The organism is Marinobacter sp. DSM 26671 (assembly GCF_900112835.1).
Taxonomy (GTDB): Bacteria; Pseudomonadota; Gammaproteobacteria; order Pseudomonadales; family Oleiphilaceae; genus Marinobacter; species Marinobacter flavimaris.
Genome location: NZ_FONF01000026.1, coordinates 1 through 17,682 on the forward strand (window position 1 = coordinate 1; position 17,682 = coordinate 17,682).

General features: G+C 53.2%; 16 protein-coding genes and 1 pseudogene. 9 read left to right on the forward strand and 8 right to left on the reverse strand.

Annotated elements, in window-relative coordinates; genetic code table 11:
* Positions 1-29 precede the first annotated feature (29 nt).
* The gene (locus tag BM035_RS19575; RefSeq protein WP_008172221.1) at positions 30-1,283 is read right to left on the reverse strand and encodes an IS256 family transposase; all 1,254 of its coding nucleotides are present in this window, start codon (positions 1,281-1,283) and stop codon (positions 30-32) included.
* Positions 1,284-1,434: 151 nt separating this feature from the next.
* A complete protein-coding gene (locus BM035_RS19580; RefSeq protein ID WP_139216075.1) occupies positions 1,435-2,448 on the reverse strand; it encodes a hypothetical protein in 1,014 nt (337 codons plus the stop codon).
* Positions 2,449-2,606: 158 nt separating this feature from the next.
* On the opposite strand from BM035_RS19580, the gene tnpA (BM035_RS19585) reads away from it, so the two are divergent.
* The 6 genes from tnpA (BM035_RS19585) (at position 2,607) to BM035_RS19610 (ending at position 9,269) form a co-directional block, all read left to right on the forward strand.
* Complete coding sequence (tnpA, locus tag BM035_RS19585) at positions 2,607-2,972, forward strand: IS66-like element accessory protein TnpA (RefSeq protein WP_008173615.1); 366 nt, start codon at positions 2,607-2,609, stop codon at positions 2,970-2,972.
* The gene (gene tnpB, locus BM035_RS19590; RefSeq protein WP_008173617.1) at positions 2,969-3,304 is read left to right on the forward strand and encodes an IS66 family insertion sequence element accessory protein TnpB; all 336 of its coding nucleotides are present in this window, start codon (positions 2,969-2,971) and stop codon (positions 3,302-3,304) included. The genes tnpA (BM035_RS19585) and tnpB (BM035_RS19590) overlap by 4 nt, the downstream gene beginning before the upstream one ends.
* 75 nt (positions 3,305-3,379) lie before the next feature.
* A complete protein-coding gene (gene tnpC / locus BM035_RS19595) occupies positions 3,380-4,936 on the forward strand; it encodes an IS66 family transposase (RefSeq protein ID WP_008173619.1) in 1,557 nt (518 codons plus the stop codon).
* 411 nt (positions 4,937-5,347) lie between these two features.
* On the forward strand, positions 5,348-6,388 hold the full coding sequence (locus tag BM035_RS19600; RefSeq protein ID WP_092033962.1) for an HDOD domain-containing protein: 1,041 nt from the start codon (positions 5,348-5,350) through the stop codon (positions 6,386-6,388).
* Positions 6,389-6,510: 122 nt separating this feature from the next.
* Positions 6,511-7,650, forward strand: a complete 1,140-nt coding sequence (locus BM035_RS19605; RefSeq protein ID WP_039881877.1) for an HDOD domain-containing protein — start codon at positions 6,511-6,513, stop codon at positions 7,648-7,650.
* A gap of 227 nt (positions 7,651-7,877) precedes the next feature.
* Positions 7,878-9,269, forward strand: a complete 1,392-nt coding sequence (locus BM035_RS19610; protein WP_092033965.1) for a diguanylate cyclase domain-containing protein — start codon at positions 7,878-7,880, stop codon at positions 9,267-9,269.
* A gap of 218 nt (positions 9,270-9,487) precedes the next feature.
* Here BM035_RS19610 and tnpC (BM035_RS19615) read toward each other — a convergent pair.
* The 4 genes and pseudogenes from tnpC (BM035_RS19615) to BM035_RS22705 all read right to left on the reverse strand — a co-directional run.
* Positions 9,488-10,945 (reverse strand): annotated as a pseudogene (tnpC, locus tag BM035_RS19615) (IS66 family transposase); the annotation flags it as partial.
* A 75-nt stretch (positions 10,946-11,020) separates the two neighbouring features.
* Entirely contained in the window at positions 11,021-11,356 is a 336-nt protein-coding gene (gene tnpB, locus BM035_RS19620) for an IS66 family insertion sequence element accessory protein TnpB (protein ID WP_092033967.1), read from the reverse strand.
* A complete protein-coding gene (gene tnpA, locus BM035_RS19625) occupies positions 11,353-11,730 on the reverse strand; it encodes an IS66-like element accessory protein TnpA (protein WP_092033970.1) in 378 nt (125 codons plus the stop codon). Before tnpA (BM035_RS19625) ends, tnpB (BM035_RS19620) begins: the two co-directional genes overlap by 4 nt.
* 176 nt (positions 11,731-11,906) lie before the next feature.
* On the reverse strand, positions 11,907-12,056 hold the full coding sequence (locus tag BM035_RS22705) for a hypothetical protein (protein WP_175497432.1): 150 nt from the start codon (positions 12,054-12,056) through the stop codon (positions 11,907-11,909).
* An 811-nt stretch (positions 12,057-12,867) separates the two neighbouring features.
* Between BM035_RS22705 and BM035_RS19630 the strand changes: the two genes are divergently transcribed.
* From BM035_RS19630 to BM035_RS19640, 3 genes are all read left to right on the forward strand, one after another.
* Entirely contained in the window at positions 12,868-13,467 is a 600-nt protein-coding gene (locus BM035_RS19630) for an outer membrane beta-barrel protein (RefSeq protein WP_092033972.1), read from the forward strand.
* Between the two features lie 63 nt (positions 13,468-13,530).
* Complete coding sequence (locus BM035_RS19635) at positions 13,531-14,193, forward strand: HEPN domain-containing protein (RefSeq protein ID WP_092033975.1); 663 nt, start codon at positions 13,531-13,533, stop codon at positions 14,191-14,193.
* A gap of 146 nt (positions 14,194-14,339) precedes the next feature.
* Entirely contained in the window at positions 14,340-16,790 is a 2,451-nt protein-coding gene (locus BM035_RS19640) for a hypothetical protein (RefSeq protein ID WP_092033977.1), read from the forward strand.
* A 73-nt stretch (positions 16,791-16,863) separates the two neighbouring features.
* Here the strand turns inward: BM035_RS19640 and BM035_RS19645 are convergent, their stop codons facing one another.
* Both BM035_RS19645 and BM035_RS19650 read right to left on the reverse strand, forming a co-directional pair.
* Positions 16,864-17,157: an MbcA/ParS/Xre antitoxin family protein gene (locus tag BM035_RS19645; RefSeq protein ID WP_092033980.1), complete on the reverse strand. Its 294-nt coding sequence runs from the start codon at positions 17,155-17,157 to the stop codon at positions 16,864-16,866.
* Positions 17,147-17,458 (reverse strand): hypothetical protein, encoded by a 312-nt coding sequence (locus tag BM035_RS19650; protein ID WP_254775544.1) that lies wholly within the window; start codon positions 17,456-17,458, stop codon positions 17,147-17,149. The genes BM035_RS19645 and BM035_RS19650 overlap by 11 nt, the downstream gene beginning before the upstream one ends.
* Positions 17,459-17,682: the final 224 nt, after the last annotated feature.

A 17,682-nucleotide genomic window follows, 5' to 3' on the forward strand; every position in this document is an offset into this window, starting at 1 on the left:
GAGTTATTGTCAAATCTGGTGTATGACCATCAGGCAGCGCTCCTGTCAGATTGATCCTCCACCGGTATTCCATCCTGAAACTGCACGTTGTCCACGACCAGCTTCAGTTGGTTGAACCCCTTGATCCGCTTCCAGCGTTTCTGGGCGGATTGGAGCAACTTGAACACCATCGATAACGTGGTGTCGCGATTGCCACAAGACCGGCTCCGCTTGGTTCTCAGCCGTACTGTGGCGAAGGTGGATTCAATCGGATTGGTGGTCCGTAAGTGAATCCAGTGAATCGCCGGGAAATCGTAGAAGGCCAGCAGCTCATCCCGGTCCTTCTCCAGGTTTTCCATGGCCTTCGGGTACTTGTCCCGGAACCGCCGCAAAGCGCTGTCAAACGCCTTGTGGGCGCTGTCACGAGTCTCTGCCAGGTAGATCTCATGCAAGGCTGACTTCACCTTCGGTTGCACCGACTTGGGCAGCTTGTCCAGCACATTGGCCGTCTTGTGCACCCAGCACCGCTGGTGCCGGGTGTCCGGAAACACTTTGCTCAGAGCCTTCCAGAAGCCCAGTGCGCCGTCACCCACAGCCAGCCTGGGCGACGGCTCCAGACCACGTTCCCGCAAGTCCGTGAGCAGCTCTCGCCAACTGGCCTCGGACTCCCGGTGGCCATCCTCGACAGCCACCAATTCCTTGTGGCCATGCTCAGTCACGCCGATGATTACCAGCAGACAGAGTCGATCGTCCAGCCGGACGTTGCTGTACACGCCGTCGGCCCACCAGTACACATAGCGTTTCTGGCTCAAGTCCCGGCGCTGCCAGTCCTTGTGCTCATCCAGCCACTTCGCCTTGAGCCGGGAGACCGTGTTCGCCGACAACCCGTTGGCCTGCTCGCCGACCAGCGCGCTCAGGGCCTCCTGGAAGTCACCGGAGGAGACGCCCCGCAGGTAGAGCCAGGGAATCAGTTCCTCCAGACTCCGGGCACGCTTCAGGTAGGGTGGCAGCAGGTGGCTGTTGAAGCGAATGCCAGAGCCACTGCGGTCCCGGACTTTGGGAACCTGGACTTCTACGTCGCCGACGCCGGTCTGAACAGTGCGTTTGGGAAGGTGCCCATTGCGCACCACAGCACGGCGGCCATCCGGTGTCTTGACGTCTGCGCACTGCTTCAACAGGCTCTCCAGCTCCGTCTCGACAGCCTGTGCAATCAGATCACGGGCACCCTGACGGATTAACTCGTGCAAGGGATCGTTGCCGGCTACCTCTGGTTGTGAAAGAGCATGCAGGTTAGACTTGGACATGGCGTATCATTCCTCTGTTGGTTGTGATCGTCGCGGTGATCAACCAACAGGATACGCCACCCCTTCAACCTGCTTCCATACACCAGAAATCACCATAACTCCATTCAAAGCTAAACGAGGGACAGGCCAACTTCATCGCCAACAGTTCGAATCAGCCAATTAAAAGACCGATCCAGTAACCAAAGTTAAAAATCAGGTATAGGGTCGGCACCATCGCAAGAGGAACGAGTAAGCAGGATGCACCCGCCCCAACCAGGACCCCCGTGGCTACCCTCCAGGAGCTGGATCGAGAGATCGTTTTTATGTAAGCAAATAAATAGCCAAGAACGAGTATTGCTGAAGCAAAAACAAATAACATTAACCCGACGAAATAATTCATCAGATCAAAGCGTAGTGATAGGTTTTCGTCGAAAGAGTAATAGATCCCGATAACAGCTTGAGGTATGTATATAAGCCCATGCCAAATCGCTACTGAGTATACTGACGTAAGGAAAATGCTTCGAACATGAACAACAACTCCCAGTCTCAATAACACATACCAGACGCTGATCGAGAAGAGCGCTGATATAGTAAGGAGGAAAATTACTGTCACGGGTTCGTTGTAGATATCCTCTCTAATGACTTTGTCAAAGAGGACTGATGCGAACCCAAATTTAACAAACGCGAGCTGTGGGACTTCAGCATCAAGCAGACAATATTGCGGGAAGGCAATTTTTGTTGACAGTCCGAACTCAAGTACCCTAGCGTTCTGCCGATCAGTTTCAGGGTCACCAGTAGCTACTTGAAGCCCAGGCCCCACGAATTTCATCCCCATATACTCAGGCGCAGGAATCTGCTTGACTTTAGCCGTAGACCTACTGTCTTTCAGCCATTGCTGGATTTCAGGGCTACGCTGGAAGTCTTCGAATTCCTTAAAACTACATGAAACGAAAGCACCGAAAGAGTCGAAGCCCGAATGGCTGAATAGCCGGTGAGACGTTGCCTCCAGAACGAACGTTAAAACCACAATCACCAATACAAACTTTACGGCATCGGTAATTGATGAGCATTTCCTGATACGCGCAGCAAATATTCTAGGGTGGAAGAAAAAGAAATAGATAATTCCAAGATTGCCCAAGGTGGAGGCGTAAAGCGACCGGGCGCGACTAGCCCTTTTTCTCATCATTTCCCCTGCTCTCACTGGCCATGAAGCTGACCAACGCAGTCTATGATCCCACACTAAACTGGAAGAATGGAGTTACGTAACCGTCTGGTGATCCCATCTTGATCCTGGCGCTGCTGCCGTCAGGATAGTGTCCACTTATTTTCTAGTGGACACTTAACATGAACAACGTAAGCGCAACCAAGCCCTATCAGAAGCGTCGCCGCTTTTCTCCTGAGTTTAAAGCCGACATCGTTGCTGAGTGCCTAGAACCCGGAGCTTCTGTTTCCCGGATTTCTTTGGAGAATGGGCTCAACACCAACATGGTTCGGCGCTGGATTAATGAAGCGCGACGAGCGCCGAAAAGATCGGGATTTGTGTCGGTCGCTCTCCCAGCGGCAACCTCTGCACCGAGCAACCAATCAGTTCCAGACAAGCGTAGCACCATCCGCATCAAGATTCCCCGCGCCGGTGGCTCGGTCGTGGTGGAGTGGCCTGCGGAGCAGGCGCACCAGTGTGCTGCGCTGTTACGGGACCTGCTGGGATGATCCGCATTGACGAGATCTGGCTGGCTACCGAACCGCTGGATATGCGGGCCGGGCCCGACAAGGCCCTGGCCCGGGTTATTCAGGTGTTCGGTTCTGCCAGGCCCCATTGCGCCTACCTGTTCGCCAACAAACGGGGCAACCGGATGAAGGTTCTGATCCACGATGGCCTGGGCATCTGGCTGTGTGCCCGCCGGCTGAACCGCGGCAAGTTCCATTGGGGCGAAGCCTGGCGCGGTGACCAACTGCGCCTGACCGAGGAACAGTTATTCGCCCTGGTTGAGGGCCTGCCCTGGCAGCGCCTAGGGGCCGGCGGCGTCATCTCCATCCTGTAACCACAAGTGCAGTAATTTCGCCATAGCCAGAACTGCGAATCGCTTGCAGCACAAGGGCTTGGCATACTATGGGACATGACTCAGCGCCCCGATATCAACCATCTCTCTGCCGATCAGCTCCGTGCCCTGGCGACGGAACTGATGGACTCTCTGGATGCCAAGGATCAAACCTTGGGCCGGAAGGAGCGGGAGCTGGTACGCAGCAATGCCATCATCGAGAAGCTGACCCACGAAGTAGCCATCCTCAAGCGTCACAAGTACGCCCGTCGTAGTGAACAACTCGATGCGGTTCAGGGGAAACTGCTGGACGAACTGATCGACAGCGACCTGGCCGCCATCGAAGCCGAGCTGGACCAGGCGATGACCGAGGAGCAGAAAGCCGCTCGGCCAAAGCAGCAGCCCAAGCGCACCCCGCTGCCACCGGAACTGCCCCGCACCCTGATCCACCACGAGCCTGAAAATACCCAGTGCCGTTGTGGCTGCCAGCTCAAGCGCATCGGTGAAGACATCAGTGAAAAGCTGGATTATGTCCCGGGTGAGTTTACGGTGGAGCGCCACATCCGGGGAAAGTGGGCCTGCAAAGAATGCGAGACCTTGATCCAGGCACCGGTTCCAGCGCAGGTGATCGACAAGGGCATCCCCACCGCCGGTCTGCTGGCCCAGGTGCTGGTGGCCAAGTACGCCGACCATCTGCCGCTGTACCGCCAGGAACGCATCTTCGGCCGTGCCGGATTAGAAATCCCGCGCTCCACCCTGGCCGAATGGGTGGGTGCCTGCGGTGTGCAGTTGCAGCCCCTGGTGGATGCACTGAGAAATGCCCTGTTGGAGCACAGCGTTCTGCATGCCGATGAAACGCCGGTCAGCATGCTGGCTCCGGGCAAGAAAAAGACTCACAAAGCCTACGTCTGGGCCTACTGCACCACGCCGTTCTCGGATCTCAAAGCCACTGTTTATGACTTCGCGCCCAGCCGTGCGGGCGAATACGCCCGGAACTTCCTGGGTGACTGGCAGGGCAAGCTGGTCTGTGACGACTACGCTGGCTACAAAGCCGGGTTCGGTAATGGCATCACCGAAATCGGTTGTATGGCCCACGCCCGGCGCAAGTTCTACGACCTGCACGAAGCCAACAAGAGCGAGTTGGCAGCCAAGGCCCTGGAATACATCGGCGGGCTTTACGAGATCGAGCGAGAATCCAAAGACCTGCCGCCGGATAAGCGACGGGAAATCCGGCAAACCAGAGCCAAACCACTGGCTGACGCACTGCATCAGTGGATGCTGGCGCATCGCCAGAAGGTGCCAGATGGCTCCGGCACGGCCAAAGCGTTGGATTACAGCCTCAAACGTTGGGCAGCGCTGACGCGCTACCTGGACGATGGCGCTGTGCCCATCGACAACAACTGGGTGGAAAACCAGATCCGACCCTGGGCGCTGGGTCGTTCCAACTGGCTGTTCGCGGGATCACTGCGCAGTGGTCAACGGGCAGCTGCGGTCATGACGCTGATCCAGTCCGCGAAGCTGAACGGGCACGATCCCTATGCCTATCTAAAGGATGTTCTGACTCGGCTGCCGACGCAGAAAAACAACGCCATCAACGAGCTATTGCCCCACAACTGGAAGCCTTGCATACCCTGATAAGTCGCAATGGCCGGCCCCTTATGTTGGATTGTTTGATTCCTCTCTAAAGGCTCTATCATGCGGAATTGGCCGTTTTTGATTGAGCGTAATTTCGGATAATCCCACAAGACAAACCACGGTCTAACTCACCCTCCAGATCAAGTAGAAGACAATAAAGAGTGAACGCTGTCTCATATTCTTGACAAAACATTAAACTGTTTATAAAACTCTCTCTTAGATTAATTGTAACTAACTGTTAAGTGTTAGTTTTTCAGCAGTGCCATTGCACTTCGTTGATGCTCATAACAGCGAAGCGAGAGGGCGTCTCGAGAGTGTTAAAAACTGTCAGGGACACTCCAGCGTCAGGATCTGTCCGATCGTCATGCTTCCTGAAGACAGTCTTTTTTATCGTAGTAAAAGGGGAAATGGGTGCGACGCACTCTTCAATGGGTTAGGGAATTCTTCGGAACCTCGACGACAAAATCGCAGCTCGCGACTACCTCCCAACCGGGCCATGCCGATAAGGAGACGAGCGATCCAGTTTTCTTGGCCGTAGACGAGGTCTCGGGAAGTCTGCAAGAAGGCTTGCTCTCCTGGCTCTTGAACGTGGAGCCACACCAACTGGAGAAAACCGACGAGCGCACAAGCGCCATTGTCGCCCAACTGGAAAGCAGAATAAGCTCTGGCAAACTGGAAGAGTTGCCACGTCAGCCGCTGATTCTCCCCAAGCTGTTGCACGCCCTGTCCAAGGAGAACTCGGACAGACGGGAGCTGGTTAGCATTATCTTGAAGGACCCTGCACTGACCAACCGGGTTCTTCAGGTCGCGAACAGCCCCTTCTTCCGATCCGGAGATCAACATATTGAGTCGGTAGACCAGGCGGTCTTTCTGTTAGGGCACAGAGGCATTCGGAATGTCGTGTCGGCTTCCATCATGCAACCCATGCTGGCCGCGCGGGACAATGCCGAAGCGCTGTTCAGTGAGCGAGTCTGGCAGTGGGGCATGACATGCGCCAGATCAGCGGAAGCAGTTGCCATCTCGAAAGGTGTGGACAGCGGTGCTCACTTTCTATTGGGCTTACTGCCGGCGCTCTCTTACATCACCCTTCGACGTGAAGTGGAAAGGCTTTACAAAGACCGCTGCAACCGAGAGGAGGTACCCCCCAGTCTGTTTCGTGCGGTTTTCAGCCAGTTCGATTGGGCAATCGCCCGACTGGTGGCCCAGAAGTGGAGCTTACCCTCTAGCTTCCAAGCCAGTTTGCCTGCAACGACGCGTCCAACGCCGATGCAGTATTCTACCCCGCTCTGCGATGGAATTATGCTGGGTACCCGCGAGGTATTGCGTCACGTCAATCACCCCACTCTGACCGAAGAGGAACTTCGTCAAGTTCTGCTGCTGGAAGAGCCGCAGTTCGACAGGATACGTGGCGCGATTGCGGGGATGCTTGAAAAAGAGGCGAGCCCGGCTTGATAACCTCTACGATTTTTCTTCGGCCACCACGTCCCACACTGCTGACAGGCAGCTGCACGGTATGCAAAAACCGATCTGATTGGCTGTCCCTTTTTCTCTATCAGGCTTGAAGGAACCCCCCATTGAGGACGTTAATTCTGGAGCACGACGTAATGATGGCCGACCTTTTGGAGACAGTTGTTGGCGGTCTCTATCCGGGTGGCACTGTTTTTGTAACGGGGACCATGGAGAGCGCTCTGGCGTATTGGAGGGAAAACGGTGCTGACTTGATAATTACTGGCTGGAGCCTACCGGATGGGTCGGGCCTGGCCTGTGCAAGAGCCGTTCGCGAAAATGACAAACAAACACCGGTTGTCTTGATTTCCAGTCGTTCGGATCGCAAATCTGTGCGCCAGGCAGCACACCACGGCATCAATAGCTACATCGTAAAACCTTTCGATGTGTCGCTCCTTCACGAAAGGCTGAAATCACTGGTTGACCAGGAAGCTTTTGAGCAGCAGTCACCCATCGATCTGGAGCAACGATTACGATCCTCGGTCGATACGGTCATCCAGCTTCCTTGCGAGATTAATACGGCTGATGTCATCAAACTGATGGAACGTCGTCAGGATCTCTATCCATCCCAGCTTGCCGAGCGCTGGAATGACGAAATGGCGCTGACATCTCGTCTGCTGGATGTCGCGAACACTGCATCTTTCAAAAAGACCGGTGAACCCGTCCGTAATTTGCGTGATGCCATTGCAACCTTGGGGATCGATATGGCACTCCGGCAAGCAATGGCATTGTCGTTGAATATATCCGGACACATGCGCGACCCGCGTCTTGCGGAGAGGGCCGAGGCGTTTATTGAACTCGCCGAAAAAACGGCCCGCGAGGCCGAACTGGTTGCAGCGAGGCTTGAAATCAACGCGGCGGAGATTCATGTAGCTGCACTGCTCAGTCGCATTGGTGAGTTGGCAGTGCTCAAGGTGATGCAAGAGGCAATTGACCAAAACTGCTCCATTTCGGAAGAGCATATTGAAGGTGGGTTGGGGACCTGGGCTCCTACCTTTGGAAATCGTCTGAAGGTGCAATGGCATCTACCAATCCCGCTCAGGGAACTCATCGGGGCTGTGCATATTCTTCCTCGGGCCGCCACCCGCGAGTCGCTGATCGTGATGCGCACAGCAGCGCTCAAAGCAGCTGGCGAGGGAAAAAGCGAAGAATGTTTGCGTCTTCTGAGTCGACTCGGGTTGGATGAATATAGCTGTGAGCAACGGTAGCAAGCAAATACAGAAATTGTGGCGAATCGCTTACGTTGGGGGATTAACAGAATGGATGTGCCCAGCAATCTACAACACACAATTTATGAACGCTTGTCGCTTATGTCTACGGCCAAAAGTGAGAGAGGAAAACATTAGTCGCTTTTACTGACGTAAAAATGTACATGTTGGTATAATTCTTAGGTTCGATGAATCAAATCGCTTGCTCGATATTACTGGTGTGAACCTTGCAGACCCATAGTAAAAACAACGTCAGTGATGACGGTCGTCTTTTTTCCGCCGACGCAAGCGGAGCGTCAGAGCGTTTGGGGCGGCTGCTTGTTGCTGACGATGAGCCGCGCTTGCTCGAAAGCTTATGCTCGATACTGCGTGACAAAGGATTTGAGGTGGACGAGGCCATGGATGGCGACGCCGTCTGCCAGCAGCTGCAAGATAATGCCTATGATCTGATTTTGTTGGATATCCGGATGCCGGGGAAGAGCGGTTTAGAGATTATGGCTTGGTTGAAAGAGACCGGCATTGATTCTCAGGTCATCATTATGAGCGGCCATTCCGACTATCGCATCGTAAGGCAAGCATTCAAACTAGGTGCCTGCGATTATCTAAAAAAACCCTACGATGTCGATGATTTAATTCAGGCTGTTGGTGACAAAGTTTTGGAACGAAGACAAAGCCGTTCGAGGGCGACTACGGACTGGTCTAACCCGCTAAAAGGCGAGCTTTTCAGGCGCACACTTGACCATCTTCCCGAGCTGGTTTTTTTACTGGACGAGCGAAAGTGCTTTGAATATCTGAACCATAAAGTAGAGAGCCTTACAGGATTGCCCGCAGAGGAGTTAATTGGTCAACCGCTTTCCCGGCTCGTTCATGAAGATGACATTGCGAAGCTTCCACTGTTCTTTGAGAGAGCCGAGGCTGGCGAGCCAATTACCCAAGAGATCAAGCTTAAGACCCACAGTGGAGGAGTTGGTCACAAGGACTTTGAAATTATCCTTACCTCTACGCTTGGGGTGAATCCCGCGCTAGCTCAAGCGAACTTCTCTCCAGAGGATCCTCCTTTTTTGGGCATTGCCCGGGACATAACTGAGCGCAAACAGACACTGGAATTAATGGAGTTTCGTGCTTCTCACGATTCATTGACCGATTTGCCTAATAGAAACCTGTTTATGGACCGACTTAGGCTGGCTGTCAGTCAGGCGAGACGTAATGGGCAAAAGTTTGCTGTGCTTTTTATCGACCTCGACAATTTTAAAGCGGTAAACGACGCATACGGGCATGGGATTGGTGATCAACTATTGCAGAAAGTCGCATCCGGTCTGAAAAATTGTTTGCGAGAAGGGGATACGCTTGCTCGCTATGGTGGTGATGAATTTATGGCTCTGTTGCCCTCGCTTGATGAAAAAAAGGATGCCGCAACGGTCGCACGCAAACTTTTGACCTCGCTCGAAACCCCTTTTCGTTTTGCGGGCTGCGACCTTCGCGTTTCTATCGGAACCAGCATCGGGATTGCACTGTACCCTGAAAACGGTGATGAGGCGGAAACGCTGGTAGAGCGGGCAGACATGGCCATGTATGCCGTGAAACGGGAGAAAAAGAACGGCTTTCGCTTTTACAGCTAGTGCAAATCTGAAAACGTCTTGAAATCAGCTCTAACACGGCGATTGCTGATAGGTATAGAATTTGCGCTTATCTTGAGAAGGGTAACGACACAAGAGGCGCAAATAAACCGCCGCCCATATTTCTAGAACAAAAAGACAAGCTCTGGGCGATTTTTCAAGCCATTTGTCCACTGGACACTATCTTCACGAAGGCAACGTCTGACTCAAGATGGGATTACCGGTCGCTTACCATTCAGCTTTGCTGACTGGATCAGTGTCATCACCGCAGCCGCACGTTGACCACTGCGCAGTGATCCGGCGAACAGCCAGTTGCTGCGCCCCAGCGCCCAGGGCCGGATCTGGTTCTCCGCCCAGTTGTTGTCGATGGGCACAGCGCCATCGTCCAGGTAGCGCGTCAGCGCTGCCCAACGTTTGAGGCTGTAATCCAACGCTTTGGCCGTGCCGGAGCCATCCGGCACCTTCTGTCGATGCACTAGCATCCACTGATGCAGTGCGTCAGCGAGTGGTTTGGCTCTGGTTTGTCGGATTTCCCCGCGCTTATCCGGTGGCAGGTCTTTGGTATCCCGCTCGATCTCATATAGTCCGCCGATGTATTCCAGGGCCTTGGCTGCCAGTTCGCTCTTATTGGCCTCATGCAGGTCGTAGAACTTGCGCCGTGCGTGGGCCATGCATCCGATTTCGGTGATGCCGTTGCCGAACCCGGCCTTGTAGCCGGCATAATCGTCACAGACCAGTTTTCCCTGCCAGTCACCGAGGAAGGCGCGGGCGTGTTCACCCGCCCGGCTGGGCGCGAAGTCGTAAACGGTGGCTTTCAGGTCCGAGAATGGTGTGGTGCAGTAGGCCCAGACGTAGGCCTTGTGGGTCTTCTTCTTGCCCGGAGCCAGCATGCTAACCGGCGTTTCGTCCGCATGCAGAACGCTGTGTTCCAACAAGGTGTTTCTCAGCGCATCCGCCAGGGGTTGCAACTGCACACCGCAGGCACCGACCCATTCGGCGAGTGTCGAACGTGGGATTTCGAGGCCAGCGCGACCGAAGATGCGTTCCTGACGGTACAGTGGCAGATGGTCCGCGTACTTGGCCACCAGCACCTGAGCCAGCAGCCCAGCAGTGGGGATGCCCTTGTCGATCACCTGCGGTAGCAATGGTGCCTGGATCAAGGTCTCGCATTTGTCGCAGGCCCACTTGCCCCGGATGTGCCGCTCCACGGTGAACTGGCCCGGTACGTAGTCCAGCTTCTCGCTGACGTCTTCGCCAACACGCTTGAGCTGGCAGCCGCAATGGCACTGGGTGTTGTCTGGTTCGTGGTGGATCAGGGTGCGAGGCAGTTCGGGTGGCAGCGGAGTGCGCTTGGGCGTTTGCTTTGGCCGGGCCGCTTTCTGCTCCTCCGTCATCGCCTGATCCAGTTCGACCTCGATGGCAGCCAGGTCGCTGTCGATCAGTTCGTCCAGCAGTTTCCCCTGAACAGCATCGAGTTGCTCACTGCGGCGAGCGTACTTGTGACGCTTGAGGATGGCTACTTCGTGGGTCAGCTTCTCGATGATCGCATTGCTGCGCACCAACTCCCGCTCCTTCCGGCCCAAGACTTTATCCTTGGCGTCCAGAGAGTCCATCAGTTCCGTCGCCAGGGCACGGAGTTGATCGGCAGAGAGTTGGTTGATATCGGGGCGCTGAGTCATGCCGCCTAGTATGCCAAGCCCATGAGCGGCAAGCGATTCGCGGTTCTGGCTATAGCGGCATTACGGCACTTGTGGTTACAGGATAGAGATAACGCCGTCGGCCCCAAGGCGTTGCCATGGCAACCCCTGCACCAGGGCGGATAACTGTTCTTCGGTCAGACATAACTGTTTGCCTCGCCAGGCTTCGCCCCAGTGGAACTTACCCCGGTTCAACCGGCGTGCACACAACCAGATGCCGAGGCCATCGTGGATCAACACCTTCATCCGATTACCCCGTTTGTTGGCGAACAGGTAGGCACAATGGGGCTTGGCCGAACCAAACACCTGAATCACCCGAGCCAGGGCCTTGTCAGGCCCGGCCCGCATATCCAGTGGCTCCGTAGCCAACCAGATCTCGTCAATGCGGATCATCCCAGCAAATCCCGCAACAAGGCTGCACACTGGTGGGCCTGCTCCGCAGGCCACTCAACCACAACCGCGCCACCAGCGAGGGGAATCTCGATGCGGATGGTGCTACGCTTATTCGGGACTAATTGGTTGCTCGGTGCAGAAGCCACTGCTGGCAGATTGACCGGCAAGAACCCAGGTGTTGTCGTAGGTGTTTTCGGCGCTCGCCGCGCCTCGCTAATCCAGCGTCTGACCATGTTGGCGTTGAGACCGTTATCCAGCGAAATTCGGGAAACGGAGGCACCGGGTTTCAGGCATTGGGCAACAATCTGGGCTTTGAATTCCCGAGAAAAGCGGCGACGGCGCTGGTAGGGTTTGGTTACGCTTAAGTCGTTCATGTTAAGTGTCCACTAGAAAATAAGTGGACACTATCCTGACGTTGGCAGCGCCTGGCTCAAGATGGGATTACCGGACGCTTACGGAGTTACCCCGATATGTATGATTCTCTCCAGCCTCAAACAGGGGCCATTTCAAATGGCCCATACAACTGTATTTTCCTTTTTCGTTAAAATATTTAGTCAAGAAAGTGAAGTGCTACTGAAACTATAAGAGACAAAATCGCTACGGCAAGAGCGAGTTTGGCGATGCGCGAGCTCCCCTTTTGTGCAGCCATCTGTTCATTATGATGGCGTTCTTTTTGCTTCATCTCTGCTGGTGAAGACATAATCGTGATATCTCCATTTACTTTTTAAATGTAGTACTCGCTGCGCCCAGAATGGAGAGTTCCATTACCACACCGGCACACCAAAACTAAATCATAAACCATGAGAAGGTACAGGAGTAAACACCCCTCTTTTAGTAACCCCTCTGATTTGAGTTTTCGGCCCGCTGATGTTTCGCCGTATCCCCATGGCGCTGGGTCTTCCAGTGAATTGGCGGGAAACGTAACGGGCTCATTCGGCCCAGTAAAAGCTCCGCTTTGTAGTCAATTCAGTCTTTTCTGAATGTCCGCTTTTGTTTAAGAGCTTGAGCTTAACTGAACGTCCAGAAAGGTCCGCTTTGAAAACAGAGTGGACGCAAAAGTGGGGTGATTTTTTTGCGTGCTACTACATGAACAGAAGTCACGCCATGGTTTCTTTCAGCTAACTTTTAGGATTTTAGATTGGTATGCTTACTAAACCTAAAAGCGCTTATTCACTCACTCACACGATCATTTGGGATAGTTTATATTGTTATAGTGCTTCAAGGCGCCCGACCTCCGAATGAGTGGCTGCCACCACAGGGTCGGTGCGGCTATTTAGCAAGGTTCAAGCGCATGGTGCTCATCTATAGGTTAGAGTTCTCCGAGGAGGAGCGGCGCTTCCTCGATTGGTTCCTGGCATCTTGCTAATGCTCATCAAATCCAATTTTTCCACCTCTCTCGCCTAAATCTGGTACAGCGACACCGTCTGTCGGAAGCTGCTTGTAGAGTGCACTCGGAGTCATCCCAACAAGGCTTTCGGTGACTCAATCATTTTCTCTAGAAGGATTGGTTTATGAGAGTTTCCCTGTGGTTTTTGATTTTTGCCTCTGTTCTTTCGATAACGGCAGCCCATGCAGCTGAAGGCGATGGTGGCTATTTCGGGGTGTCTGTAGGCCAGGCAACAGTTGATGACTTCTGTGGTGGTGGCGAAAGTACTTGCGACGACAGTGCCCTGAGCCTTCGCGTGCACGGCGGCAGTCAGCTGAGTTCCTTTGCCAACCTTGAATTCGGTTACAGGTATATCGATGAGGTCGAGGCCTCTGGCGTTATCAACGGTATTGGCGTGGCGGCCGCCGTGAACGGGCATTTCGTGGATACGACTCTCCAGTTAGGTATGCCCGAAACGGGGCCTTTCAAAGTCTTCACCAAGGCGGGTTTACTCTTGTGGCGATTGAACTATGACGTGGCTGCCAGCAATGGATTTCAGACATTCTCAGCCAGTGATAGCGATTCGGGTGTCGGGTTCCGAACGGGGCTGGGGGCTTCTTATGAACTGTCCGAAGATGTACGTCTCAGGGCAGACTGGGATTTCCTGGTCAACATTGGCGATGAAGACGAGCTTGGCGAAACCGATATAAACGTCTTTACTGTAGGGCCAGAGTTTACGTTCTAAGGCTCCGAAATCAGATACCCGGCCTGTGGATGAGACGCTTAAATCACAAGGAGGTGAAGTCCAATGGACTACCACGATCTGAAACAGCGGCATCGAGCAGAGAGGGAGGGCTTTCACAGCAATCTCTCTCTTCGTGTCCACCGTTCCCTTAGCTGGTTGCAACGAGCCGAGCAGGCCGAAGATCTGGATGGCCGGTTTATCTTTCTCTGGATTTCCTTTAACGCCGCATATGCAACGGAGATTGACGAGAACTATCGTCGATCCGAGCAGTCTGCATTTCGGGAGTTCCTGCAGAAACTCTGCGATCTGGACGATAAAAAGCAGCTTGAAGGTCTGGCGTGGTCAGAGTTTCCGAGAAGCATCCGGCTTTTGCTGAGCAATCAATATGTTTTTCAGCCCTTCTGGGACTTTCATAATGGAAAGCTGACTGAGCAGGAATGGCGGGATCAATTTGATGCTGCTCGAAGAGCTGCGCAAGCGGCGCTTGGCCATCAGGACACGGCTACGTCGATTGGTATTGCGCTCAGCCGCCTTTACACGCTCCGTAATCAACTCATTCACGGTGGGGCCACCTGGAATAGCTCGGTGAATCGCGAGCAGTTGCGTGACTGTGTTGCGCTGATGTCGAAGCTTGTTCCCATCATCCTAACGATCATGATGGATCACCCCGGTACGCTGTGGGGTGATGCATGTTACCCAGTGGTTTCTGAAACGAGAGCGCTTTAGTGTAATTGATACCAATCATCTATAGTGTTGAGAAAGTGGCATTTGCAAGAAATGATTGGCTCGTTAGAAAAACCATGAAAAAAATAGTCCGTGGAAACGGGGTAGAAGCCGGACACATTTGAATTCCGCATAGCAAGGAGAGCTTGTTGAGTCAGGAATTAGTGAACGTGCAGCCTATTTTGAAGCCCGCCGACATCCTTGCAGGTCTTGGTGGCGCCGACCGAAACCTACTTGCAACCTGCATTGCGCTCTTTGAAGACAGCACACTTACTCGCCGGCTTGAGCATTGGTATAAAAAGTTCGAGAATCTCGAGTGGAATCGCTGGAGACGAGCATTGAATGACAGCAGGGAGGAGGACTTCGGAGGTGTGCAGGATACACAGGCAAAGTGGCTCTCGTCCGATTTCAGTGATGATGATTTGCGGCTCATACTCTGGATCCATCTCCGCAGTGCACTTGAGTTACCTGCGCGATTGAGCGCAACTCATCGAGGCTGTGCTCTGTTGGGTGATGATGTCACCGCAAAACTTATTAGTTATCTAGACCCACCAGGCGCAATTAAGTCAGGCAAGCGTTGGCTTTGTGAAAAAGGTTGGCTGAGCGCTGGCCAGCCGGCGACGAGACTCTCCGATATTGTGCTCCCTGTCTTAGATGAGTTGCTTGAATGCTCTCAGCCGAAAGAGGGCTCATCGGTCGGCCGCGAGAATCGCCGAGAACGGCTGGCCGAGGCGCTCATCTCACTCAGAACTCTCTCAAAGAAAGACCGTGAAGCTTTGTTGGAGGATACAGGCGCTAACGATGCGAATGATAAAACCATTCAAAATTCGCTGCTCCTCGGGGGAAGTTTGAGCCTTTTTGGTATTGGAGTCAGCTCAGCGGGTTTTTCTGCTTATATTCTTGCGGCACAGGTTTCGGCTTTTATACCGATGGTTACAGGGCCAGGGCTCGTTTCGTTTGTCTCCGTAATATCGAACCCCATCTCGATTATTGCTGCAACCGGCGGGGGTGCGTGGTGGCTGGCTCGATCTGCTCGCCAGAAAGCCAATTTTTCTATTGCCTCGCGCGTTGTTGCCATGCTGGTAATCCAAGGTTTGCAAACAGGCTCATCTGGCTTGGAGAGAATCTGCGCTAGTTTTCGTCGTGTTCCTGGACTGATCAGCAGTGACAAGCTGAATGATCTACTGAGCGATAAGCACCGAGATGCCTGGTATGACGAATGGCAATTATTGCGAGCGTTATGGGGGGCAAGCCCAGAAAAGCCGGCAGAGAAAGTAATGCATCTTATGGAAGCCGCCGTTAAGGATGATGTTTCTGAACCCAGGAAGCGAAAAGCTGGTCATTCTGAGTCGGAAAAGGAACGCGTAAACGCTGGTGTCTTTAGCGCCTTAACCGTGGGTGAAATGCTATATAGCGCAGCAGCAATAGATCCGGAGGTAATCAAAGCGGTTGATTTTTCAAGGGTCGCAGAGATTGACGGATATGTGGAGTTTGCCCAGGTGGCTTCCGAGATTCTGAGCGGGTCAGATAGCGCGGTGTTGGGTGGCATTAGTCAGTTAAAAGGCTATGTGGCAGAAAGAGCTGTAGCGGCCGACCTGGTCTCGTCGGGCCACACTGTGAGCTTTCCTGAGGCATCAAATACACCGGGGTTCGACTTGATTGTTGATGGGCAGCCTTTTCAGGTGAAGTTTCATGAATCCCTTCAGGGAATTCGTGAACATTTTGACAGATACGATTACCCGGTTTTTGCCAACTCCGACCTAGCCGGAAAGATTCCAGACGACTTGGTCGATCACGTTTTTTTTATCGAGGGGTTAAGCAGTGAGGTAATAACAGAAGTGGCAGAGTCGTCGTTAAATGCAGCCGATCAGATGCTGAACTCCTCGAGTATGGCTTCAGCCGGAGCCATCAGTATTGCTCGAGGTCTCATCGCTTATCGAGATGGCTCTCTGACGCGGCACCAGTTGGTCGAGCAGGTGCTACTGGACGGTATGGTGAGGGTCGGTCTGGCGGGAAGTGGAGCTGCGATTGGGTCGGCTGTAGGCTTAGTCACTTTCGGCCCTGCAGGCGCCTGGGTCTTTGGGACAGGCGCACCCATTCTCGCCGCAATGCAAACCAGTAACGCGACGATGTGGGTCAAGGGGCTTGTGAGGAGTGAGCAACAGCGACTTTGGGAACGACTGGCTCATGCGCGAATTGACGATCTTCAAAGTGCGGTTCGAAGAGCTTTAAAAAATAAAAGGGAGCTGATTAACAGCAAGATAGCTGAAGCGCCAAAGAATGAAGCCGGTAATTATCTGAAGTGGCGTTTTGAAGAAGACATTCGATATGCCCTTGAGTGCGATATGCGAATCGCGTCTTTGTCTGAGATTTCAATGCCAACTCCTGAAAGGCGCGCCTCTGAGCTGTTGCGATCAATCGCCAGTTGCAGTGTCCACCCATCTCTTTACCCAACAGAAATGCGCGCTGTAACCCATTGTTTGGGTGAGCGGCCAGGACTCCGTGAGTTTCTCGATCGAGAAACCATTGATGGTTTAAGCGATATGACCAGAGGCTACACGGACAGTTTGATTCGATGGTTTAGAGACAAAACTCGCTAAGAGCTTCTTGGATTAGTTGACCACTACATACGGTAAAATTTCTAGACCTGTGAAAGCCTCTAATTTACTAGGGCTACCGAGTAACGAAAAAATCCAAATAATTGAGAACTGCCCTTACACCTTCGGGCGTCCGGATCAGCTCCAATGGCATCGCACCCAAACCTGAATTGTAAGTGCGCATCCAATGCGCCATGTTCTCTCGGTCATTTCCTACCAATGCATTAAGCCGCAATCTCAATAGCTTCATTAATTCCCTGACTTCGGCTTCCGAAAAATGGGTGAAGACGGCAACCTTTTCCAGCTCATGACGATTCAGTCCCAGTTGATCGGCGAGTGCATTCAGGGCCTCGCTTTTATCACTGACCATATTTCACGCGCTCTAGGTGGTAGAAAACTTCCTTGAGGGCAGATGGTTCACCGGAGAGAATCAAATCCAAAGGCGATTGGCCATAAAACGGCGGGTTGTGGTTAACTGCGCTCATGAATCCGTACTGATTTTCAGGATTCTGGAAAAGGTCTCGAAGCGAGGCGTGAATGTTCAGCAGATACGAAACCCTCGAGCGTTGCTCATTGTTGAAGCACGGCAATGACTGGGGTGAGCTCAGTGTTTCACTATCAACGTGGATTAGCTGCGCCTGACACGCCGTATCTAGTCCCCACTTATCCATAATTCTGATTACCGTACGTAGGCCTATTTGATCATTTTGGGTCAACGTTCGATCGGTCGATTCTGATGACATTGTGCAGATCCTTTAACGACATTTATAGCCAACAGCGAGCCTTGAATTCTGTTCACACTTTGAGCCTGCCTGCCTCGCTACATAAGCACTGCTAACGATGGGTGGTTTTACCTTACACTAATATTGTCGTCGTCGTTTTGTCTATAAAAACC